General features: G+C 60.1%; 20 protein-coding genes. 10 read left to right on the top strand and 10 right to left on the bottom strand.

Annotation, left to right across the window (positions count from 1 at the left end; genetic code table 11):
• Nucleotides 1–171: 171 nt before the first annotated feature.
• The 5 genes from NMAG_RS11675 to NMAG_RS11655 all read left to right on the top strand — a co-directional run bounded on the left by NMAG_RS11675 (nucleotide 172) and on the right by NMAG_RS11655 (nucleotide 4,979).
• The gene (locus NMAG_RS11675) at nucleotides 172–1,080 is read left to right on the top strand and encodes an ABC transporter ATP-binding protein (RefSeq protein WP_004215422.1); all 909 of its coding nucleotides are present in this window, start codon (nucleotides 172–174) and stop codon (nucleotides 1,078–1,080) included.
• Between the two features lie 61 nt (nucleotides 1,081–1,141).
• Nucleotides 1,142–2,572: a Fe-S cluster assembly protein SufB gene (gene sufB, locus NMAG_RS11670; protein ID WP_004215423.1), complete on the top strand. Its 1,431-nt coding sequence runs from the start codon at nucleotides 1,142–1,144 to the stop codon at nucleotides 2,570–2,572.
• Nucleotide 2,573: 1 nt separating this feature from the next.
• On the top strand, nucleotides 2,574–3,800 hold the full coding sequence (gene sufD, locus NMAG_RS11665; RefSeq protein ID WP_004215425.1) for a Fe-S cluster assembly protein SufD: 1,227 nt from the start codon (nucleotides 2,574–2,576) through the stop codon (nucleotides 3,798–3,800).
• Between the two features lie 176 nt (nucleotides 3,801–3,976).
• A complete protein-coding gene (locus NMAG_RS11660) occupies nucleotides 3,977–4,471 on the top strand; it encodes a hypothetical protein (RefSeq protein ID WP_004215426.1) in 495 nt (164 codons plus the stop codon).
• A 70-nt stretch (nucleotides 4,472–4,541) separates the two neighbouring features.
• A complete protein-coding gene (locus tag NMAG_RS11655) occupies nucleotides 4,542–4,979 on the top strand; it encodes a metal-dependent transcriptional regulator (RefSeq protein ID WP_004215427.1) in 438 nt (145 codons plus the stop codon).
• 58 nt (nucleotides 4,980–5,037) lie between these two features.
• Here the strand turns inward: NMAG_RS11655 and NMAG_RS11650 are convergent, their stop codons facing one another.
• The 3 genes from NMAG_RS11650 to NMAG_RS11640 form a co-directional block, all read right to left on the bottom strand.
• Nucleotides 5,038–6,900, bottom strand: coding sequence for a phospholipase D-like domain-containing protein (locus NMAG_RS11650; RefSeq protein WP_004215428.1), 1,863 nt, complete (start codon nucleotides 6,898–6,900; stop codon nucleotides 5,038–5,040).
• A gap of 165 nt (nucleotides 6,901–7,065) precedes the next feature.
• Complete coding sequence (locus tag NMAG_RS11645; RefSeq protein ID WP_004215429.1) at nucleotides 7,066–8,460, bottom strand: HEAT repeat domain-containing protein; 1,395 nt, start codon at nucleotides 8,458–8,460, stop codon at nucleotides 7,066–7,068.
• Nucleotides 8,461–8,535: 75 nt separating this feature from the next.
• A complete protein-coding gene (locus NMAG_RS11640) occupies nucleotides 8,536–9,267 on the bottom strand; it encodes a protein sorting system archaetidylserine synthase (protein WP_004215430.1) in 732 nt (243 codons plus the stop codon).
• Between the two features lie 189 nt (nucleotides 9,268–9,456).
• Here NMAG_RS11640 and NMAG_RS11635 point away from each other — a divergent pair, with 189 nt between their 5' ends.
• On the top strand, nucleotides 9,457–9,897 hold the full coding sequence (locus NMAG_RS11635) for a cupredoxin domain-containing protein (protein WP_004215431.1): 441 nt from the start codon (nucleotides 9,457–9,459) through the stop codon (nucleotides 9,895–9,897).
• 386 nt (nucleotides 9,898–10,283) lie between these two features.
• On the opposite strand, the gene NMAG_RS11630 is transcribed toward NMAG_RS11635, so the two are convergent.
• The 4 genes from NMAG_RS11630 to NMAG_RS11615 form a co-directional block, all read right to left on the bottom strand.
• Complete coding sequence (locus NMAG_RS11630) at nucleotides 10,284–11,417, bottom strand: citrate/2-methylcitrate synthase (RefSeq protein WP_004215432.1); 1,134 nt, start codon at nucleotides 11,415–11,417, stop codon at nucleotides 10,284–10,286.
• Nucleotides 11,418–12,108: 691 nt separating this feature from the next.
• Nucleotides 12,109–13,182, bottom strand: coding sequence for a hypothetical protein (locus NMAG_RS11625; RefSeq protein WP_004215433.1), 1,074 nt, complete (start codon nucleotides 13,180–13,182; stop codon nucleotides 12,109–12,111).
• A gap of 142 nt (nucleotides 13,183–13,324) precedes the next feature.
• The gene (locus NMAG_RS11620) at nucleotides 13,325–14,656 is read right to left on the bottom strand and encodes a phospholipase C/P1 nuclease family protein (RefSeq protein WP_237076782.1); all 1,332 of its coding nucleotides are present in this window, start codon (nucleotides 14,654–14,656) and stop codon (nucleotides 13,325–13,327) included.
• Nucleotides 14,657–15,064: 408 nt separating this feature from the next.
• A complete protein-coding gene (locus NMAG_RS11615) occupies nucleotides 15,065–16,510 on the bottom strand; it encodes a citrate/2-methylcitrate synthase (protein WP_004215435.1) in 1,446 nt (481 codons plus the stop codon).
• 188 nt (nucleotides 16,511–16,698) lie between these two features.
• Here NMAG_RS11615 and NMAG_RS11610 point away from each other — a divergent pair, with 188 nt between their 5' ends.
• Both NMAG_RS11610 and NMAG_RS11605 read left to right on the top strand, forming a co-directional pair.
• Nucleotides 16,699–17,628, top strand: a complete 930-nt coding sequence (locus NMAG_RS11610; protein WP_004215436.1) for a sulfide-dependent adenosine diphosphate thiazole synthase — start codon at nucleotides 16,699–16,701, stop codon at nucleotides 17,626–17,628.
• 264 nt (nucleotides 17,629–17,892) lie between these two features.
• Nucleotides 17,893–18,783 (top strand): NAD-dependent epimerase/dehydratase family protein, encoded by an 891-nt coding sequence (locus tag NMAG_RS11605; protein WP_004215438.1) that lies wholly within the window; start codon nucleotides 17,893–17,895, stop codon nucleotides 18,781–18,783.
• 33 nt (nucleotides 18,784–18,816) lie between these two features.
• Here NMAG_RS11605 and NMAG_RS11600 read toward each other — a convergent pair whose 3' ends face one another.
• Nucleotides 18,817–19,128, bottom strand: coding sequence for a hypothetical protein (locus NMAG_RS11600; RefSeq protein ID WP_004215439.1), 312 nt, complete (start codon nucleotides 19,126–19,128; stop codon nucleotides 18,817–18,819).
• Nucleotides 19,129–19,226: 98 nt separating this feature from the next.
• Here NMAG_RS11600 and NMAG_RS11595 point away from each other — a divergent pair, with 98 nt between their 5' ends.
• Nucleotides 19,227–20,009, top strand: a complete 783-nt coding sequence (locus NMAG_RS11595) for a DUF7001 family protein (RefSeq protein ID WP_004215440.1) — start codon at nucleotides 19,227–19,229, stop codon at nucleotides 20,007–20,009.
• Nucleotides 20,010–20,098: 89 nt separating this feature from the next.
• The gene (locus NMAG_RS11590; RefSeq protein ID WP_004215441.1) at nucleotides 20,099–20,509 is read left to right on the top strand and encodes an acyl-CoA thioesterase; all 411 of its coding nucleotides are present in this window, start codon (nucleotides 20,099–20,101) and stop codon (nucleotides 20,507–20,509) included.
• A 60-nt stretch (nucleotides 20,510–20,569) separates the two neighbouring features.
• On the opposite strand, the gene NMAG_RS11585 is transcribed toward NMAG_RS11590, so the two are convergent.
• Together NMAG_RS11585 and NMAG_RS11580 are read right to left on the bottom strand one after the other, a co-directional pair.
• A complete protein-coding gene (locus tag NMAG_RS11585; RefSeq protein ID WP_004215442.1) occupies nucleotides 20,570–21,442 on the bottom strand; it encodes a class I SAM-dependent methyltransferase in 873 nt (290 codons plus the stop codon).
• Between the two features lie 81 nt (nucleotides 21,443–21,523).
• A complete protein-coding gene (locus NMAG_RS11580; RefSeq protein WP_004215443.1) occupies nucleotides 21,524–22,423 on the bottom strand; it encodes a thiamine-phosphate synthase family protein in 900 nt (299 codons plus the stop codon).
• Nucleotides 22,424–22,451 lie beyond the last annotated feature (28 nt).

Genomic DNA, 22,451 nt, shown 5'->3' with positions numbered 1-22,451 from the left:
ACTCGCATTTTATGGGCCGTAAGAACAGGACTCCGTGAGCCCGCCCGCGGGAGCACCCTGAACGCGTAGGTTCCGGTTCCGGAAAATTATCTTTCGTGTTCGAAACCGAATAGGGCCAGAATACGAAACCGTTATCAGTCAGACGACCCACGATTCAGACGACAGAATACTATGGCACGCCTCGAACTATCCAACCTGCACGCAGAAGTAGCAGATGGCGACGAGAAGATCCTCGAGGGCGTCAACCTCGAGGTCAAGTCGGGCGAAATTCACGCCCTGATGGGACCGAACGGCTCCGGGAAGTCGACGACCGCGAAGGTCATCGCCGGCCACCCGGCCTACGAGGTTACCGAGGGTGAGGTCCTGCTCCACCTGGAGGAGGGCGAGTTCGGTGACGAAATCGAGATCGACGACGACCAGCGCAGCTGGAACATCCTCGATCTTGAACCGAACGAGCGCGCCGCGCTCGGTATTTTCCTCGGCTTCCAGTACCCAGCCGAGATTGAGGGCGTCACGATGACGAACTTCCTCCGCACGGCGCTCAACGCCAAGATCGACGAGCGCGAAGAGCTCTTCGAGGACGAGGACGCCGACGAGGACGACGAAGAGGACGAAGGCTTCGAGACCTCGCCGATGGAAGGCCCAGCGGACGAAGGCGAAGTCGGCGTCGCCGAGTTCCAGCAGATCCTCCAGGAGAAGATGGAGGAACTCGACATGGACGAGCGCTTCGCACAGCGCTACCTCAACGCCGGCTTCTCCGGCGGTGAGAAGAAGCAGAACGAAGTCCTTCAGGCCGCAATCCTCGAGCCATCGATCGCCGTCCTCGACGAGATCGACTCCGGGCTCGACATCGACCGCCTGCAGGACGTCTCGAACGGCATCAACGCCCTTCGAGACGAGCAAGGCACCGGTATTCTCCAGATTACCCACTACCAGCGCATCCTCGACTACGTCGAGCCAGACCACGTCCACGTCATGCTCGACGGTCAAATCGCAAAGAGCGGCGACGCCTCGCTCGCAGCGGAACTCGAGGACAAGGGGTACGACTGGGTTCGCGAAGAAGTCTACGGCACCGCGTAACCGAATTCGGCTAGAACAACCGTAATAACGCCAGAGCCGTAAACACCACTACATACAAACCATGAGTTCCGAACAAGATCACCTCAAAGAAACCGACACCGAGGCGCGCTTCGAGTTCAAGAAGGAGCAAAACGCCGCCGTCAAGTCCGACAAGGGCCTGACCGAGGAGGTCATCCGCATGATCTCCGAGGACAAGGACGAGCCCGACTGGATGCTCGAGCGGCGTCTGCGCGCGCTCAAGCAGTACCACAACATGCCGATGCCGACGGACTGGCCCGGGCAGCCGGATCTGACCGAGCTGGACGTCGAGGAAATCGTCCCCTACATCCGCCCGGACGTCGACAAGCGCGAAGGCGTTGACGACTGGACGGAGCTGCCAGACGAGATCAAGGACACCTTCGACAAGCTGGGCATTCCAGAAGCCGAGAAGAACGCCCTCTCGGGCGTCGGCGCCCAGTACGAGTCCGAAATCGTCTACCAGAACATGCAGGATCAGTGGGAAGAGAAGGGTGTCATCTTCATGAACATGGACCGCGCGGTCCAGGAGCACCCTGAGCTCGTCAAAGAGCACTTCATGACGACCTGCGTCCCAGCAAGCGACAACAAGTTCGCCGCACTCCACGGTGCCGTCTGGTCCGGCGGCTCGTTCGTCTACGTCCCAGAGGGCGTCACCGTCGAAATGCCGGTCCAGGCGTACTTCCGCATGAACTCCGAGGGGATGGGCCAGTTCGAGCACACGCTCATCATCGCCGAGGAGGGCTCGGAAGTCCACTACATCGAGGGCTGTTCCGCACCAAAGTACGGTGTTCACAACCTCCACAGCGGCGGTGTGGAGGTCTTCGTCGAAGAAGACGCTCACGTCCAGTACTCGACCGTCCAGAACTGGTCGAAGAACACGTTCAACCTGAACACCAAGCGCGCCATCGTCGAAGAGAACGGGACGATGGAGTGGATTTCGGGCAGCATGGGTTCGAAGGCCACCATGCTCTACCCGTGCTCGATCCTCAAGGGTCGCGGCGCGACGGACACCCACATTACCATCGCCTTCGCGGGCGAGGGCCAGGACATCGACACCGGCGCAAAGGTCTACCACAACGCACCCGAGACGAAGTCGACCATCGAGTCCAAGTCGATCTCGAAGGACGGCGGCCGCACCAACTACCGCGGGCTCGTCCACATCGCCGACGGTGCCGAGAACTCGAGCACCGCCGTCGAGTGTGACGCACTGATGTTCGACAACGAGTCCACCTCGGACACCATGCCGTACATGGAAATCGAGGAGTCGAAGGTCGACGTTGCCCACGAGGCGACCGTCGGCAAGATCGGTGACGAGGACATCTTCTACCTCCAGAGCCGCGGTCTGGACGACGACGACGCCAAGAAGATGATCGTCGCTGGCTTCATCGAGCCGATCACGGAAGAACTGCCGATCGAGTACGCGGTCGAACTCAACCGCCTCATCGAACTCGAGATGGAGGGTAGCCTCGGATAATATGAGCGCAGCAACGCACACAGAGGTACACGCCAATCTGACGGACGAACAGGTACGCCAGATCTCCGACGAGCTGGACGAGCCCGAGTGGCTGCTCGAGACCCGTCTCGACGCGCTCGAGGCACTCGAGTCCCTCGACATGCCGGACGTCATCCGGACGCCGGGTCGCGACTGGACGAACCTCCACGAACTCGACTACGAGTCGCTCGTGGATCCGCTGAACGCGGCGGAGAACAAGGACCAGGTCGGCCCGGAAGAGGCCGAGGTCCTCGCCTGGAGCGAGGCCGTCAACGAGCACGAGGAGCTCTTGAAGGAGCACTTCGGCAGCGTTGTCGATCCCCAGGAGAACTACCTGACGGCGCTCTCGACGGCGCTGTTTAGCACCGGAACGGTCATCTACGTCCCAGAAGGTGTTGACGCCGAGGGCGTGACGGTCCGGACCGAGCAGAACTCCCGCTCGCTGTTCAACTACACGCTCGTCGTCACCGAGGAGTCGAGTTCGGTCACGATCCTCGAACGCCAGTCGACCGGCGAGGAGCAGGACGAACAGTACTACAGCGGCATCGTTGAAATCGTCGCCGGCGAGAACAGCAACGTCCAGTACGGCAGCCTCCAGAACCTCTCGGAGGAGGCCTACAACTTCACGCTCAAGCGTGGCGACGCCGACACGTACGCGACGATCGACTGGATCGAGGCCAACCTCGGCACCCAGCTGACGAAGTCCGGCGTCGAGACCGAACTCAACGGCGACGGCTCCGAGAGCCAGATCGTCGGTGCGTTCTACGGTCACAACGACCAGCACTTCGACATCGACGCGCGAGTCTGGCACCGCGCCGAACACACGACGGCCGACCTCGTCACCCGCGGCGTCACCGACGACGTCGCCCGCTCGGTCTACGAGGGCGTGCAGGACGTCGGCCGCAGCGCGTGGGACACCAGCTCCTACCAGCGTGAGAACACGCTCATGCTCTCCGATGAGTCCGAGGCCGACGCCTCGCCGAAGCTGATCATCAACAACCACGACACCGAGGCTTCCCACAGCGCCACGGTGGGTCAGATCGATCAGGAAGACCTCCTGTACATGACCTCGCGCGGCGTCCAGCCACGTGACGCGCGGAACATGCTCGTCGAAGGCTTCTTCGTGCCGGTACTCGAGGAGATTGCCGTCGACGAACTGCGCGACGACTTAGAAGAGCTGATCGCAGCGCGGCTCCGCAAGCGCGACTAACGACTGCGGGCGACGGTTCGGTTTTTTCGCTCGTGCTGTCTCTGTACTCTCACCGACTAATTCTCGTGTCGCCAGCAACCAGTGCCAGCGGTGGCAGTAGTGGGTTGTTCGGGGGAGAAAAGAGAAGGTGGCGAGGAGTAGGGACGATTAAGTAGCCGCGGCTCTGACGCCGTAGCATGAGCCTGGGACAGCGTGTCTCGACCGACCGGCAGCTCACACGACTCCTCCAGATCGGGGTCGTGCTGGAGGAGGTCGTCGAGTCGCGTGCCGCCCACCACCTCGAGACGCTCCCGCCAGAAGAGCGGGATGCCGTCGACGAGGAGGTACGTGCGTTACTCGTCGATGCCGCCGAGGAGTCCGCCGACCACCGTGACCGCCTCGAAGACCTGATCGCAGATCTCGATGCGGAGACGGTCCCCTACGAGGAAATCAACGCGCTGGTCGACGCGCAGTACGGGCCGCCGGAGGACACGGATGGCGTGCTCTACGACCAGCTCGCAAACGAGGAGACGGCCTACAAGTTCTACGACGATCTGATCGAGGCGATCGAAGCTTCGGACAGCGAGTTCGCAGTCGACCGCGAACGCCTCCTCGAGACGCTCAGAACGCTTCGTGAGGAGGAAAAGGAAGGTGCCGAAGAGGTAACCGAAATCATGGAGCGCAGAGCATGAGCGGAGCACGGACGGTCGTCGCCAACCGCTTCGGTGGACGGACCGAAACCAGCAGTGACGGAGGGACGCAATGAACACGGCAGACCAATATCTCAAGGCGATCTATCTCGCACAGCGGATTGAAGAGGGCCCAGCCTCGACCGGCACACTCGCGGACCTGCTCGAAGTCAGTCCGGCGAGCGTCAACGAAATGATCGGCAAACTCGAAGACCAGGGCCTCGTTGAGCACGAGAAGTACAAAGGTGCCACGCTCACGGACGAGGGGCTCGGGCGCGCCCACGATGCGCTCCAGACCTACTGCATCATCGAGCGGTTTCTCACCAACGTCCTCGAGGTCGAGGAGTTCCGCGACGAGGCACGCGCGTTGGAGAGCGTCATCGACGATACGGTCGCCGACCGTCTCGATACGATCATCGACCGGCCGGACGAGTGTCCGGACTGCTTCGATCCCGAACTGGATCACTGCGAGCGACTCGAGAGTCCCGGCACTGGGACGCAGTGTGATTGAACGCCAGGAGTTCGACCGTCTCACGCCCAGAGCGCCACCGGTCACCGAACGGGTCTCGTTACCGTGATTTTTCCTCCGGTTTCACTCTCTCGGTCTCGTCACCGAACCGAATGTATCGCCGACCGACGAGCGCTGCGAACGCGAGCGCGAGCAGTACGATGACGACCGTTCCCAGCGAGAGCGACCAGGAGTCTCCCTCCCAGTCCGTATCGAAGACGGCTGCGTAGTACGCTGCTGCCTCCGAGCCGTGCAGAGCGAGCATGACCTCCCGATTGTTCTCGAAGGCGTTCTCGTTCCAGTTCGCGCTGCCGACGACGGCAACCTCGCGGTCGATGACGACGCCTTTGGCGTGAATCTTCTCGAACCGGTCAGTGTCGTCGACCAGTCGAACGTCGATCGGTAACTCCTCCGTCTCTGCCAGTTGCTCGAGATCCGCCGCCAGGGCCTCGTTGTCGTCCTCGTGGTACCACGTCGAGTCGAGCAGGATCCGAACGTCGACACCACGTCGCGCTGCGTCGACCGTCTCCTCGAGTAGGGACAGGCTTGGATCGATGCTGGCCTGTTTGAGGAGAATCTCGTCATCGGCGTCGGCGATGAGCGTCTGGAGTCGGGGCTCGGCGTTATCCGGCGCGACCAGTAACTCAGCGCTCGTCGTCGAGACCCCTTCCGCATCGTGTTCTGTCGGGTACGATGGAGAGACATCCGCACCGAAACCATCGTCGTCTTCGACGAACGAGGTATCAGCCAGATACGCCTCACCGGAGACGGTGTCCCAGCCGTCGAAATCCGCCTCGAAAATGTCCGCCAATTCGGCTGCGAGCGTTGGGTCCTCGAGTACCACGCCCCAGCCGCGACTCGATTCGCCACCGACGCCCGACGGCCCCCAGTTCTCGGTCGTCACAAGCACCGTGTCGTCCGCGACAGCATACTTCGGGTGATGGAACCGGTAGCGTGCGCCCTCGCCACCAGTTGCGCCAACGTCGACGTCGCTTTCGAGGAGCGACTCGAGTACCGGCTCGCTCGCGGCCGGCGTGCCGCCGACGGGGCTGGCTTCGATCAGGACGGCCACCTCGACGCCGCGCTCGGCTGCGGCGACGAGTTCGTCCGCGATTTCGCTGGACGTGATCGTGTAGCCGGCGAGCAGGAGTCGGTCCTCAGCGGATCGGATCGTCTCGAGTGGGACGGCAGGCTCGTCAGGAAGGACGAACGCGGTGGCGGTCGACACCTTGCTGTTGGTCGGTGGGACGCAGGTTGCGTCGTGGGGCCACCACTGGCCGTTGGTGTCGGCGGGTTCGGTGCTGTCGGCGGTACCAGCGGTGACGCTGGCGTTGGCGTCGGCAGCGATGTCGGTGTCGCTGTCCGCCGTCGACCCCCGATACCACCGCTGTGCCAGCGGGGCGCGGTCGTACTCGACGGTGTCGACTGTGGTCGATCCGTTCCGTAACTCGAGTACGTCGCCGTCAGCAGCGAACCGAATCGAGCCCTCGAGTTCGATGACGGGGTCGTCGGTCAGGTCTGTCGTCGCGTTCGGGGCCGTACTCAGCGCGGTACGCCCCGAAACGGTCTCGTTGGGCAGCGGTGCAGTCGTGTGGCCGTCGGTGAGCGTCCAGTTCCCGACGTGGGTTTTGGGTGGCGTCTCGAGGACGACGAACTCGCCGACGTTCTGGTCGGTGGTCGGGTTGGGTGCGACTTCGACGAGTCGAGGCTGTGTCGCGTCCTGCGTGGTCGGCGAACGGTGGTCAACGGGGCAGGTGACGCTGTCAGCCGGCGTGGACATGGGTGGAGAGCCGGACGGGCCAGCCGAACTCACTGACAACGGCGTCGCGGCAGCAACGCCCCAGATACCCACAGTGAGTCCACTGAGGAGACTACACGCGAGGAGTGCACAGAGCGCGATTGCCCGTCCCGAACTGCCGGACATCAGGGAGTCTGGATGCGTATTCGTACTTAAACTACGGGACGAAGGGAAGCGGACAGTGGCGAGTGTCGGGCGAAGTAGGTGCGAAACGCAAACCCAGTCGTAATCGAGAAACCAGGCACCCAGACGCAGCGTCACAAAGAAGCGGTGGGAAGGTACTCAACCGGTTCAGGCGACAGGCTCGAGATCCGCGTTCTCGGCTTCGGCTTGCACGAGATACGCTCGGTCGTCGTCGTACTCGGCGACGATCTCGAGTGCATCGGCCGTGCCGATCTGGTTGAGCGCCCAGGCGGCGCTCGCGCGAACGCGGTCTTCCTCGTCGTCTGCGAGCACGTCTGCAAGCGGGTCGATTGTGCGGGTGTCACCGATCATCCCGAGTGCGCGGGCCGCCCAGCTACGGACGTCTGCGTCGTCGGCGGCAAGCTGTTGGGCGAGGGGCTCGACTGCGTCCTCGGCACCCAGTTCGCCGAGTGCACGGAAGGATGGCTTCTGAAGTGCCGGGTTCGAGTCGACGTAGTCGACCAGCGCGTCGACGACCTCGTCGCTTGCGACGCCGATCTTGCCGAGGATGCTGATCGCGTGTTCATCACGCCGGCCGGCCTTCTGGACCATCGTGTCGATTGCCTCCTCGGGACCCATGCGTTCGAGCGCCTCGAGGCAGTGTTTCTCCATGAAGTCGGAGTCGAGGCTGTCGTAGGCGAGCAGGATCTGCTCGACGTTACCGCGCTTCTCGTGGACCTTGAGGGCGTGCCACTCCGGCGGGAAGTCCTTGATGTGGTCGAGCACGTCATAAAAGCCCTCGCGGCGGAGCTGTTCGCGGACTTCGAGATCGGTCCACTCGGTGGCGTCGTCGACCTCGCTCTCGAAGTCGTCGGTCGCCTCGAGGAGGCCGGCGATCGTCTCCGCATCGTCGTCCGCATCGAGGTCGGCGTTCTCGACGGCTGCAGTCGCCTCGTCGAGGGCTTCGTCCAGCTTTTCGGGGACGTTGCCCTCTTCGTCGCCCTTCTCGCCCAGTTCGGCACCGCTTGCGGGTTCGAGGCCGGACGGGAGTTCGAGACTGGTACCGAGCAGGCCGTTCACGTCCGCGAGGAAGGCGTCGGTCGCCTCGATCAGTTCTTCGTCGCCTTCAAACGTCCAGCGGGTGCCCGTAATCGTTCCGCTGACGCCGTCGATTTCGCTGACGACATCCTCGCCGTAGGGACCGCGCTGGTCTTCCAGGTCGGACTCGAGATCCGAAAGGTCACTCTCGATGTCGTCGTAAGTGTCCTGCAGTTCCTCCTCGCGCGCGGGTTCGTCGTCCTCGTCGTCTTCGTCCTCCTCGTCCGTCTCAGGTGGGTCCGGAATTTCGACGGACTCGAGTTCGGTCCGGAATTCGTCGAGGTCGGCTTCGACGACGTCAAGGTCGTCTTCGGTCTCCGCTTCCTCGAGGTCGTTCTCGAGTGCCTCGATGTCTGTTGCGAATGTCTCGAGATCGGCTTCGATGGCGTCTAAGTCGGCGGATTGCTCTGGTTCTGGCTCTGGTTCCTGTACGCCGTCTCCGTCCTGCGGTTCGTCGTCGCTCATACTCCCACCGTCCCTGGGGCGGGACGACGCCGAGACGTACCACTGTTCATACGCTACGGTCGTGTCAGGAGCGTCCTAAGCGTTTCCATGCGTGGTCGTCGTCTGGGAGCCGGCGTCTTCGCGGTCGCGCCAGTAGAACCACGGACTGAGTGTCATGTAAGCGATTCCAAGCGTCAGGAGCGCGTACGGGAACGTGCGGCCGGCGAAGTTCGGAATGAGGATTGCGAGGACGTGGATGACGCCCATGATTCCAGCATCGCGGGCGAGAAGGTCCGGGTAGGGGATGCGCGAGACCATCAGGTAACAGAACGCACCCGTAACCGCGAGGACGAGCCAGGGGTCTGCGACGCCCGCGAGGATGGCAGCACCGATGACGGTCGCCGCGAGCGTCGTCTGGACGCCCTCTGTGTAGTCGTCGGCGGTGTCGTAGGCCGTGTACATGCCGAGCCGAGCGACTGCCATCGCGACGAACAGCGCACAGATCGCCGACACGAGGAGCAATTCAGCGGAGACGGACTCGAGTGGGATACCGAGGCCGTCGGTGACGACGACGAACGCGAGGGCTGCGGGGGCGACGGCGAAGGAGGCGACATCTGCGAGCGAGTCGAGGTAGGGACCAGCGTCGGTGCCGCCGTACCGTCGGGCCAGGAGTCCGTCGAGTCCGTCCGCGACGGCGGCGAGCAGGATGAGTCGGGCGGCGAGGTTGATGTCGACGAAGGCGACGACGACGGCGACGAACCCCAGGGCGGCATTGGCGATCGTCACCGCGTCGGCGATGCCGAGTCGCCCGACGAACCGGGGAAGCATATCGCCGAGTCGGCGGGCGCGTACCTTACGTGTTTTCGTTTCTCGACGGCCCTTGTGTTTCTGGTAGTGACTGGTCGAATTTCAGGGGCGATGATGTTCGGCCCTGTGGTGGCCGTTTTCGGTGGTTCAGACGTCGAACCGGGCCGCCGAACCGGGGCGGTTATACCGCGACTCTCCCAAGGGTGGGGTATGAACCGGCGCGTCTACCTCGCCGCTGTCGGCACCTCCCTCTCGGCCAGCCTCGCCGGCTGTAGTTCGGTCATGAGCGTTTTCGACGACGAGGAACCCTGCAGCGGTGACGAGTGCGATATCGGGATGACTCGCAACGCGTTCGTTCCGGTTGAGTACGAGACAACCGTCGGCGAGACGGTCGTCTGGAAGAACACGAGCGGTGCAGACCACACCGTGACGGCCCTCGAGAACAGCATTCCAGAGGACGCAGCGTACTTCGCCACCGGCGATTATGAAGACGAACAAACTGCTCGCGATGCCTGGCACGAGTACCGCGGTGGCCGGCTTGGAACGCGGGAAACGTACGAGCACACGTTCGAGGTTCCCGGTGAGTACACCTACATTTGCGAGCCACACGTCGAGGGCAACATGATCGGGACAGTTGTCGTCCGCGAGTAGACTGCGGATTCAATCGGTTTCTCGGATTTTCGTGTGACGATCTGCCTGATTTTCGCCCTGTTGTGTTCGTATCGGGTAGTCCCTCTGTTGCCGTGTGAGACTGCTCCGTTCTGTCATCGGTTCGGCGTGCTGGTGTTGTAAACAGTATATTGATATACAAAACCCAGGGTCGAGTGAACTCGTTGAGGGTCGTCAGATCAGAGTTACGGAGTATGCACTGGTTCTGAGTTTCAGCAGCGTAGGAACGAGAACAATCGCCCATCTTTGGGAGCATGTCGTTTCCCATCGATCGAGATGGAATTGTAGAACTGGGTAGAGCTAATTGTACACTGATCGCACAGGCGTCGTTCGATCTACTGTGCAGTGATTTGCGGTGGCTACTATCGCTAGCGGCTGTCGACTGGAGTCCACGATCGGTCACGGTCACCAGTATAGATGGACAGAGGGCGAATTATTTTGTTATCTGCTAACTGCTCGAGGCAGTGGGCTGTCCAACCACCGACTCGTGACATGGCGAAGGTGGTCGTAAACAACTCCTGTGGAATGTCAACTCCATGCAGGAGCACAGCCGTGTAGAACTCAACGTTTGTTTCGAGGTTTCGGTCAGGCCTGTGGTCGGCCAGTCGGTTGACCGCGGTTTCTTCGAATTCTTCGACAAATTCGAAGAACGCTCTGTCGTCCGATCCAGAATAGAACCGTTCAGCGGCGTGGGAGAGGACCTCGGCACGTGGATCGCGCGTCTGATACACTCGGTGTCCAAATCCCATAAGCCGCTCACCGGAATCGAGTTTCTCCTGTACATACCCCTCCGGGTCGCCAGAGTCGTCTGCTGTGAGGAGCATCTCCAAAACCGGCCCAGGCGCTCCACCGTGAAGCGACCCCTTCAGTGATCCTACTGCACCCGTTACTGCAGAAACGAGATCTGAATCGGATGACGTGATAGACCGAGCGACGAAGGTGGATGCGTTCAGTCCGTGGTCAACAACCGTATTGAGGTAGGTTTCGAGCCCTCTCACGGCTGCGGGGTCGGGCTCTTCGCCGGACAGCATGTAGAGGTAGTTCGCGGTATGGCCGAGGTCGTCGCGTGGATCGACCGGCTCTTTGCCCGAGCGATATCGCCAATAGGTCGTGACGATAGTTGGGATTACACTTACCAGTCGCTTGGCGAGCTCCGTCGGTTCCGTCACGTCGACGCCGAGATTGGCTGCGGCTACTCCCATTCGAAGCGCATCCATCGGGTCCGCGTTCTCTCGTGCCGCTTGTCGAAGCACCTGTCTGACTTCCGTGGAAATGCTCCGGTAGCCAGCGAGTTCTGTGCAGAACGACTCGAGTTCCGATTTCGTCGGAAGCCGGTTGTTGAACAACAGGAACACACTTTCCTCGTAGATTGCGTTCTTGGCGAGTTCTGCAACAGGGTATCCCCCGATACTGAGTTCACCAGCCTCGCCATCGATCGTACTGAGCCGTGTTTCCGCGACGGCGATACCGTCTAACCCTCGGTGGAGCTCTTGGTTACCCATGGTAGTTCGTATCGAGAGACGGAAGAATTGGGGATAGGGCTTTGGAGAAGGCCATTTCTCCACGACCACCACGCATCATCGACCACAGGAACAGATCAGGCAGTGAATGAATTGTTCTCGTGTGTGGGTATTCGTTCAGAAACGAGTGGGAACACTCCATTAGAGGGTTTCAAGGAGTGCTCGATCTATGAACGATTCTCAATACGACAGGGTAAATCTGCTTCCCTATCGCTGCAGGTTCGGAAGGTAGATTCCTACAAACCACTAGATCACATATGGCTATTCGAAGGAACAAACCGTTTTATGGGATTTCAGGCCAGAATCCTCTCGGATAACTAATAATTTAGCGATCCTCGTCCCGATGTCATCCACAATCGAACCCTGTGTTCAGATCGACATAAGTATCCGGTAATTCTGACACCCTCAATCATCGAGTCTTGGCGGTTCTGGACTGATGATGGTGTGACTCGAGAGGGTTGACTTTTACCTCCTTCTTTCTCACATCGCCATTGAGGACTGCTACACAGCGAACGGTCTGAAATCCTCCGCTGGCTCTCTGACGACGACATCGACGAGTACGAAGGTGACGACGAGAACAACGAGGACGCCTGAACGGACTGGCCGGGATGAGTCACGCTAGCAATGATCTGCGAGACGCGATCGAGTGTTCACTGACTTTTGTCCGACAATATCAGACCAAATCGCTGATCCGGTACCGCATCTCGTAGTACCTGTCGTCGTACTCGTAATACCGGTACCAGCTCCCGATCTCCTCCCCATCGGAAAGCGCGGTGTTGTCCAGCCCGAGTTCAGCGAGAATCTCGTCGAACGCATCCGATCGAGCGCCCTCCTCGACGTACTCCATCGGGCCGCTCGACGAGTCGGCCGACTCGGTGAGAATCGTTTCCATCTCTTCGGAGAGAGTTGTCTCACTAAATTCGACGGCGACGTGTTCGGATCGGACGTGCTCGTCGAATCCATCGGTCGAGTCGGCGACTGGCACTAACTCGTGACTGTACTTGGTGGTCTCCACGGCCGCTTTCTCTCCGTGCAGGCGCAGCGCGAGTTCGTCGGGCGTTCCATGCCCCTCTGGTTCGATTAGCGCGTACTGAAACGGTGGTTCCGGCACGAGTTCGCTGTCCGCCGGATCCAGTGGGTCGAAGAAGACGACTCCCCGACGCGGGTACGGCAGGTCAGTGTGCTCCCTGTCCCCAACGACGGACGAAACCGCAGTGCTGGTCACTTCCTCGAGGATTTCCGCGTCGAGTGCAGAACGATCCTCCGTCGGAACGTCTCGCGGTTCACTTGGATCAGTCACGTACTCCGCGTCGTCCGGCAGTTCTTCGAGGGGTTCCATCCACACGCACCAACGCTCCATCGTGACCGGCTCCAGGTCGACTCGAACGCGGCTGAACTCGCTGTCTTCCTGTTCCTGAACGTAGGAAGGGACGTATTCGCCCTCGTCGTTCGATCGTTCTTCAACGAGGGGCGCTTCGATCGTTTCGACGGAACCGGTCTCGTGCAGTTCGTCGAGCAGGGACTCGACAAACTCGTCGTCGACCTGGCGCTGGTGAAACGCGTATGCGGCGGGCTCGAGGGCAAATAATTCGATGGCATCTGCACCAGTTTGGGGTCGACTCCTGAGTGTGTATCGCGTTTCACCGGCCGAGAGACAGCCTGCGAGAGAGCCGACGGTCGCGGCTCCAATACCTGTAATCAGTCGCCGTCGAGTACTCGTACCGAGTTGGAATTGATCGGGTGACATTACCATACAATCGATATTAGTATGGTAAATGTTGTGGGAATATAAATATTATCTAATTAATGCGCTGATGAGCACGAAAAGGACGCTACAGCATAGTCCCCCCCTGCGTCATCACGCTGGTTATGCTAGCAGTTCTACTGTTTTAATTGTATTCTGGACACGGTTCACCTGGTTCGCAATCGTCAGAGTCGATGTCGTAGAACTGGGTGATCAGCCCGCGAGTATAGCCGCCGGTCTCGTACATACAGTTGTGCGTAAGCTCGTAAATCTTGCTATCCCACAACGAAGGATTGTCACTACCTGTTGTGAGGAGTTCCTCAAAGACCGTTGTCGCATACTGAGTGGTATACTCAGCAAGATCTTTGCACGCTTCCTCAACGCTGGGGATATGATACGGGAACGAATCATTGAACGATTCTTCGAATGGTTCATCTAGGTACCAATCTGCGTCTTCGAAGTTATCCGCCGCCCATTCCTCGTAATCGAAGTGAAGGTCAAATTTTGGATCAAAGTACTGATCACAGCCTGAAGTGGAACAGCCTTGTGGATCGGGGTTGAGCTGCTGCCAGACTGCACCGGTGTGAAGCGGGACACCCATATCTTGTACGTAGTGGAGGGCATATCCGAGATAATCTCGTCTCGTCGAGAAACTGCTGTCGTAGGCCTGGTCCATCATATATTGAGCCTCACCTGGTGCGCCGCCGAAGGCCGATGGACCAATCTCCCATAGATAAAGATCGATAGATGGGGGATCGGGCCAATAGAAGTGATATGGCTCGTGAGTGTGTGCGTCAGAATGCATGTTAACGGCAGCTGCGATAGCATCGACGAGGAAATCATCTAAGAAGCCGGTTCCTGGTAGCCAGTCGAAGGAACATTCCTCACAGCCGAATTCGTCCGGTTGTGGCGTGCTTTCGGCGATATCATCTCTTCTCCCAATTGCTATTTCGAAGTCAGCCAGTGCCGGATGAGTCATGTCCTCGTGATGATCTGGTTCCCAGGTCACACTTGGGTCGCCACTGTCTGATTCAGCCGCCAACCCATCGAGAACGGTTCCTGCAACTGACTGGAAGTCAGAGCGCCGGTCTTTGTTAGCAGGTTCAATATCCTGGTCAGAGAGTGTATAGATCAATTCGTTACCTCTACGTAACTGTTCAATTTCGTAGTAGTCTCGAATTTCATCAATTGTTTCAGCATGATCCTGCGTCAGTTCGTCACCTCCCGGGGACACTTTCAGCAATTCATCAAGTCGACTTCTGTCAATGGTCAGCAGCCAATACTGTGGACCGACTGCTTCCCAAACATCTTCACCAACAGTCTTGTACTCAACGTCCGGATATGGGGGTTCTGCCTCGCTAGGATTAACTGTCTTCTTTTGCGCACTACCCATAGCAGCACCAACCCCAGAAGCAACCCCCAACGTAGATCCTGCTGTAATCGCTTTTAGCACCTTTCGCCTTGATTTCCTTGACATTGCATATCGGTCAAATATTGAAACCCTCATAAAGATTGTTATTTATATATCAAATGAAGCCAATATTATAACATATCTCATCGGTATAGGTATATTTATTAAGCTCAATGGCTAGTATGTATTAGGGTATTTAACAAACTAGACTTGGGCACTATCCGATATATAATTCATCTGATCGGTATCAGCCAGTATATATTTCCTCCTGTGGCAGAAATGTGATATTATATGTGCCCATCATTGTAATATATAACAAACTAATACGATGATACAGTCGGCACTGCTATAGTAACAACTGCAACTGTTTACACACTGATCGCCGAGCAGTCTGGCGATCAGGTGTGCATTGACTTGCAGTGGCTACTATAGATTGAACCTCGTTGGCTGAGTGTAGCTTCAAGCGTGAACGACCTATTCGATTGTTTGTGCGAGCAATTGCTCGTCATCGACAAGCATCTCGACAACTTTCCGACCCGTGTCAGTCAACGAATAGCCAGCCGCTGTATTCGTGATATAGATGCGACGAAGTTTCCGGAGATGATAGTTGAACCGTCCTTTATCTTCAATCGAACTCTGCGCTCGAATCGTCGAGTACGAAAGTGGCTCTGCCGACTCATACAGAATCAATGAGATCTCCAACCGAGCGGGTTCTGAAAGCGTGCCAAGGATCGAGGAGATTCCCTCCAGATCGGTGGATGAAGGAGGACTCGAATCGCCAGCGACGTATCTGTCCGAGCGCGAAATCCACGACCGTTCGTCTGGACCGACATATCGTGTTCGAGGACGAAGGAGTGTCTCGCTTTCGAGCTGTTCGAGGTAGTGGGCCATCCAACCGGCGGAACGTCCGATCGCAAAGATCGCGGTGAACAGTTCTGGTGGAATATCGAGTTCGGAAAGGAGGACTGCTGCGTAGTAATCGACAGTCACGTGCAGTTGTCGCTTGGGATACTGTTCGGTGAAATACTCCGCAGCCACAGCTTCGAGCTGTCGTGCGTTCCGAAGAAACGGTGTCGAATCTTGTTTCCCGCCCACGTGTTCTGCAGCTTGTTCGATGATTTCCGCTCGCGGGTCTCGAGTCTCATAGACGATATGACCAAATCCGGGAAACGACCCATCGCCTTCCAGTCGCTCTTGAACGAACGTTGCTGGGTCTGTCCCGTTGTCAAGGCCAGTGAGCATCTCACTAACTCGTTCGAGTGCGCCACCGTGTCGTGGTCCCTTGAGTGCCCCGACGGCACCAGTGGCCGCCGAAAAGGGATCAGATCCAGTTGAGCCAATAATTCGAGCGGCGAACGTTGAGGCATTGAGCCCGTGCTCAATGATCGTAATGAGATACGTCTCTACCCCCTTCACAGTCGATTCTGCCGGCTCTACCCCGGAGAGCATATATAAGAAGTTTGCCGTATGTGAGAGGTCCTCTCGTGGCAGGATCGGCTCTCTCCCTTGGCGATATCGCCAGTAGGCTGCGATGATCGGTGGACAGATTGCGACGACGCGTCGGGTCGCCATGAGGGTATCCTCGCTGTCGAAAGAGAGGCTTCCCGCTCCCAACCCCATACGGAGTGCGTCTATTGCCGGTACACCTTCTTCTGCACCCTCCTGAATCAGACTGTAGATCGTATCTGTGAGGCTTCGAGCGGACGAGAGTTCGTTCGTGAACGTGGCCAATTCGGTATCGGTTGGGAGTCGTCCGTTGAACAACAACCACATTACCTCTTCGTACGCCGCGTTCTCGGCGAGGTCTTCGATGTCGAACCCCTGAATTCGCAATTCGCCGGTGTTACCATCGATTTCGCTGAGGCCAGTTTCAGCGACTGCGGTGAAAGAGAGGCCAGGATCGAAGACGGAAGGAGTCACAGTGTCTCGACTATTGTATGCATGCTATCAACAGTGTTACGGGGGACGTTCTCGCGGTACAGCAAATAGGGAATTTTATTTTTTCCGTTAGGGTTGCCTCCAGCCCCCGTCCGTTTCGCTCGCGGTGGGTGACTGCTTGCGAATCATCGCGACAGACTTTTCACTACTGGATGATACCACCTAGTTGTATGAGCGAGTTCGAACAGTTCAGCGACGTCGGTGAAGCGGACGTAACGCGCGCAATCGGACAGGAGTGGACCGAGGAGTTCATGGACTTCTCGGATTCAGATGTCATCATTGTCGGCGGCGGTCCCTCGGGACTGACCGCGGCGAAGGAGCTCTCCGAGCGCGGCGTCAAGACGATGGTCGTCGAGAAGAACAACTATCTCGGCGGCGGCTTCTGGCTCGGCGGCTTCCTCATGAACAAGGTCACCGTGCGTGATCCCGCACAGCAGGTTCTCGACGAACTCGACGTCTCCTACAAGCAGTCCCAGGACAGTGAGGGACTCTACGTCGCGAACGGACCCGAGGCGTGTTCCGGCCTCATCAAGGCCGCCTGCGACGCCGGCGCGAAGATGCAGAACATGACCGAGTTCACGGACATCGTCATCCGTGAGGACCACAAGGTCTCCGGGATCGTCATGAACTGGACGCCGGTCCACGCGCTCCCGCGTGAGATCACCTGTGTCGACCCGATCGCAGTCGAAGCGGACCTCGTCATCGACGCGACGGGTCACGACGCGATGGCGATCACCAAACTCGACGAGCGCGGCGTGCTCGACGCACCTGGCGTTCAGGACGCCAGAGAGCGCGGAACGGTCATGGACCAGACCGACGACGACACGTACGGTGCCCCCGGCCACGACTCACCCGGCCACGACTCGATGTGGGTCGGCAAGTCCGAAGACGCCATCGTCGAACACACCGGCCTCGTCCACGAGGGCCTGATCGCGACCGGTATGGCGACCGCGACGACCTACGGCCTCCCGCGCATGGGCCCGACGTTCGGTGCTATGCTCGTCTCCGGCAAGCGCGCCGCCCAGGTCGCACTCGACGAACTCGGCGTCGACGCCGAGCCTGTCGAACTCACGTCGCGCGCTGCACCAGCAGACGACTAGTCACTAGCGACTCCCCACAGTCACTCTCAGTCATGTTTTCGGTGGGTTTGCCCACCGGTTTTCGAGTCACGGAGCAACTGCTACTGTTCGCTTCCAACAGCAGTGCGAGCCGCGACGTAGTCCCAGGCGGACTCGAGTACAATCACGGACAGATCCCATCGATCAACATAGCCACAGCCATCTTCACGAGGCAGCCACACCGAAAAACACCGACAGGGACGACGAATCCACACTGTTTTCGACAGTGGGCCACAGGGTGGCGATATGAAAATCGTCGTCACCGGCGCGACCGGCGGTGTCGGAAGCTGGCTCGTCGACCACTTCGCGGCTGCGGGCCACGACGTGCTCGGCCTCGACCTCGATCGGCCGCCCAGAGAGCGCGAGAACGCGACGTTCCTGGCTGCCGATCTCACCGACCAGGGACAGGCATGGGATGCAATTCTATCGTTCGATCCGGACGCCGTGGTCCACTTTGCTGCGATTCCGCGCGTGGGAATCGAACCAGATGCTGAGACGTTCCTGACGAACGTCACGAGCACGTACCACGTCCTCGAGGCGGCCGGTCAGGCGGGCGCAGATGTGGTCTGGGCGTCGAGCGAAAGCATCTACGGCGCGGTGTTCGCGGCGGAGCCGTGGCTGCCCGAGTACTTTCCGGTCGACGAAGACCACCCCCGACGACCCGAGGACCCCTACGCGACCTCGAAACTGGTCGGCGAGGATATCGCGGCCATGACTGCCCGCAAGCACGACGTGTCGGTGACATCGATCCGGCCGTCCTGGGTTACCTTCCCGGGGGAGCAACAAACGGCGGCCGCGCGCGATCAGTTCGACCCCGAAACCGCGGAGCCAAACGGCAACTTCTGGACCTACGTCGACGTACGCGACGTGGTGTCGATCGTAGACGCAGCACTCGAGAACGCGAGCGACGGCCACGAAACCTACCTCGCAGTCGCCGCGGAGAACTTCCTGGATCGGCCGACTGCCGAGACGATCGAGACCGTTTTCGGTGACCTGCCCGAGGAGTGTGCACTCGAGGGCGACGAGTCTGCGTTCTCGTCGGCGAAGGCGCGAGCGGAGTTGGAATGGGAACCCACTCACTCCTGGCGAGACGCTGAAGGCGAACCAGCCAGTGGGCCGTCGTTCGTCGACCGCTAGTGGTGGCTAAAGCGGGTAACGTGGGGACCGGCGTTAGAAGCCGTACTCGTCGGTTCTGTCGGCGTCGTTGCCAGTGTCGCTGCCCCCGTGATCAGTTCGCTCATCTGAACGAGCCGCGGGATCAGTCTCGTCGTCGTAGATGTCGATGTGATGGACCGCACTCGGCGAGAGCAATCGGTTGCCCTCGAGTTCGAGCCAGCCGTTCGCGTGGACCACGATCGGCCCCTCGTAGAGCACGTCGTCCGGGTCGGCACTTTCGTAGACGATAACGTCCTGGTACGCGCGAGTGAGCGGGTTCGCGCCGTCGGGAACTACCGACTCGCGCGAGAAGGGCGGCGGGAACATGTCATCAGTGCTGTGGCTATGGGGTGGAATAAGCGTACTGGATCTCGGTCAGCGCGGCGACCGTAACTGATTCACGGCGTGGTACAACTAGGGAATATATGGTCGATCAGATCGTTCTCTACCGAGCGCCGACGACTGTCGCAGATGTCGACGCCATCGGCAACTGGCTCGCTCCCCGGGTCGACGCAGCGGTCACAATCCGGGACCGGTTCCTCGATGTACACCACAGCGACGACGACGAACTCGCCGAACAGTTCGCCAAAGCGCGCGTAAAATCGCCCTACGACCGAGACACGGGCAACACGATGCTCGGCACGATCCGCTACGAGGAGCGGGCACTCGAGTCCCCCGAGCGCGCGGGTGGGGTGCTCTATGACGGGGTGGGCGTCCAGCGGGCGCTGAACGGGGCGCTTCCGCCGACGGAGCGCGACCTCGAGACGCTTCACGTGCCGGTGCTCGACCGCGTTCTTGGGACCTGGGGCGAGCACGACGGCCGCTGGCACAAGCGCGTGAACGTACTCGGCCAGCCCGCGCTCGTGTCGGTGCCGGGGCTCTACGAAGCGCCGGCGAAGCCGGAGGCGTACTACAAGGAGAAACAGCGCCACGCGCTTCTATCAGGAGACTCGCCGCCGCGGGAGGTACTCGAGAACCAGGTCGAAGGTGAGTTTTTGATCGAAGACGACCCGAGGACGACGGATGCGCTGAAGGGATACGTGTTGCAGGCGGTGCACTACTTGCAGACGGGGGAGGCCTTCTGCGAGCAAGAGCGGTGTCGGCTTTTCAACGCACACTACCACGAGGATCTGGTCGAGGCCCAGCTTGGAGAACCAACGTTCTGCGAGGAGCATGCTTCATTGTACGACGCGACAACGTCACACTGACCGTCTGGCACCCTCTCGGGCATGAGAACAGCCGACAGTCGTCGACGGAATCGACGTGTACTTTTGTCGGCCTCTCCTTCAAACACACAATGAGTGAGAAGTTTACGACCGAGGTCCCCGTGCGATTTCGGGATCTCGATCCGCTGGATCACGTGAACAACGCGGTGCACGCGACCTACATCGAAACGGCGCGAACGGAGTATCTGGAGGCGGTGCTCGACATTCCGCAGGACGAGGTTTCCTTCGTAATCGCAAATCTCGAACTCACCTACAAGCGACCGATCACGATCGACGACGAGCCAGTCGTCGCACTCGAGGTGACCGAGCTCGGCGAGAGCAGTTGCACGATGGCGTACGAAATCCGGACGGGTGACGAGGTGGCGACGACGGCGGAGACGACGATGGTCCAGATCGATCCGGAGACCGGCCGTCCAGCGCCAATTCCGGACGCGATCCGCGAGCAGGTACGGGAGTTCGAAGAGCTCGGCGTGCCGGCGTAGCGAGAGCGAACGAGCACGAACGGAGAGCCACGATGGTCGCCGCCGAACTCGTGAACGCAGCTATTTTGTGTCGGTTGGAAGTTCACCGCCGGTGAGCCGAACCACGCCGAAGACGTGCGTCTCGTCGGCGACGGCGCGCGAGTTCTCTCTGAGTCGGGTGTGTGCCGCGTCGATTCGTTCATCGAGTCGCAGGTGTGGTTCGCTTTCGTAGCGCAGTTTGGTCGTCGGCGGCGTCGAGAGGACGACGATCGCACGGAAGACGGCGTTGACCAGGAACGAATACCAGCGGTTGTCGTCGCAGCGGGCAGCGTTCGCGAGGACGACGTGGCCGCCGGGACCGACGAGGTCACACCAGTCGTCGACCGCGCCGACAGGGTCGTCGAGCATCCCGACGACGAACGTCGCGAGGAGTGCGTCGATGTCGGCCTCGTCGGCGTCTTTGTCGTCACCGGTTTCAGTACCCGCTGCACCGTCAGCGACGGCTGCAAACGGCGGCTCTGTCGCATCGCCACGGACGACGTGAACGTTTTCGTACCCGCGGTCGGCGACCATCGCACGCGCCCGCTCGAGTACCGGTCGCGTGAAGTCGACCCCGATGACGGTTCCCTCGGGGCCGACCTGCTCTCGGAGATACGGCAGGTTTGCCCCGGTGCCACAGCCCATCTCGACGACGGTGTCGCCGCGCTCGAGTCGGCAGGCGGCGGCTGCTCGTCGTCGAAGGCGTGCGATGCCGGGCGTTCGGCGGGCGATCAGGTCGTACAGTCGTGCCCAACGGCCGTAGAACTCCTGTGCGGACTCGGACTCGAGCCCGGATCTGGACTGGAATGTGGATGTGGTGTCGGAGTCCGAGGTGGCGTCGGAACCGGAGCCAGTGCCAGGGCCGGAGCCAGAGTCAGTATCAGAATCAGAATCAGAATCAGAACCCATCGACATGCTATCGGTGCTCTGCTCAGAGTTCCACGACCGGACAGATAAATCGTCGTCTGCTACCACCGCTCTGTGAAACCGCGAACGCTAGAGCAGCGACCGCACGTCGTTCGCGACGGACTCCGCATCGGCACCGAGAACGTAAATCAGCGGTTCGATACCGGTACCGCCGGTCTGGTACAGCACAGTCGCTTCGGGTTGGTCGTCGATCGCCGCGCCGACGCTCGAGGCGATGTCGTCGACCTCGTCGAACTCGGCGGCAACGTGGCCGCGCTCGGTGAGGTCGGCGAGCAGATCGTCCTCGTAGGCGATATTGATCGCCGCCGAGGCGTCCGCGCCGTGACGACGCGCGGCGAGCAACACAGTTGCGACGTGTTCGGAGACACCAAACTCGGGAGCAGCGGGGACCGTCGTTCGCCCCTTTACGTCGAAGATACGGCCCGGGACGCCGGCCACGTCGTCGATACCCTCCGCATCCGGCGTACAGGCGACGAGGTTCGACCCAACCGCCGGAATGAGTCTCGCAAAGCCGCTCGCATTTTCGAGGATGCGCAACCCACGGCGCAGCGACGAGACGACCCGCTCACTGGTCCGCAGGTCGCTCTCGGGGTCGTGCACCCGGAAGCTCGCACCGTGATCCGCGAGTTCGGGTACTGCCTCCTCGTGGAGCTGGGCGAGCAAATCGCCACCCGTCTCGAGTTCGCGCACGAGGACCTCGAGTTCGATGAGCGCCTGGACGGGCGTCACGTCGCCGGTCGAGAGGCCGTCGGCGAGTTCCTCGATGGTGGCGCTGACGCGCTCGTCGTTGGCGACCCGTTCGTTGATCGTGACGTCGCCGTGGGCGTACTTCGAGACGGCGCTCTGGCTGATTCCCAGGACGTCTGCGACGTCGCTCTGGGTGAGGCCGCGTTCGCGGAGTTCGCCTGCCAACAGCGACCGGATCGTCGGCAGGAACTCGTCGACGACTATCTCTTCGACGAATTGCATCTGTTGAGTGTCTGTACGACCGCGTGGG

It is taken from the genome of Natrialba magadii ATCC 43099, from assembly GCF_000025625.1.
Lineage (GTDB): Archaea > Halobacteriota > Halobacteria > Halobacteriales > Natrialbaceae > Natrialba > Natrialba magadii.
The sequence above is the reverse complement of the archived record's forward strand: the minus strand, read 5'-3'. Positions and strand labels throughout refer to the sequence as shown.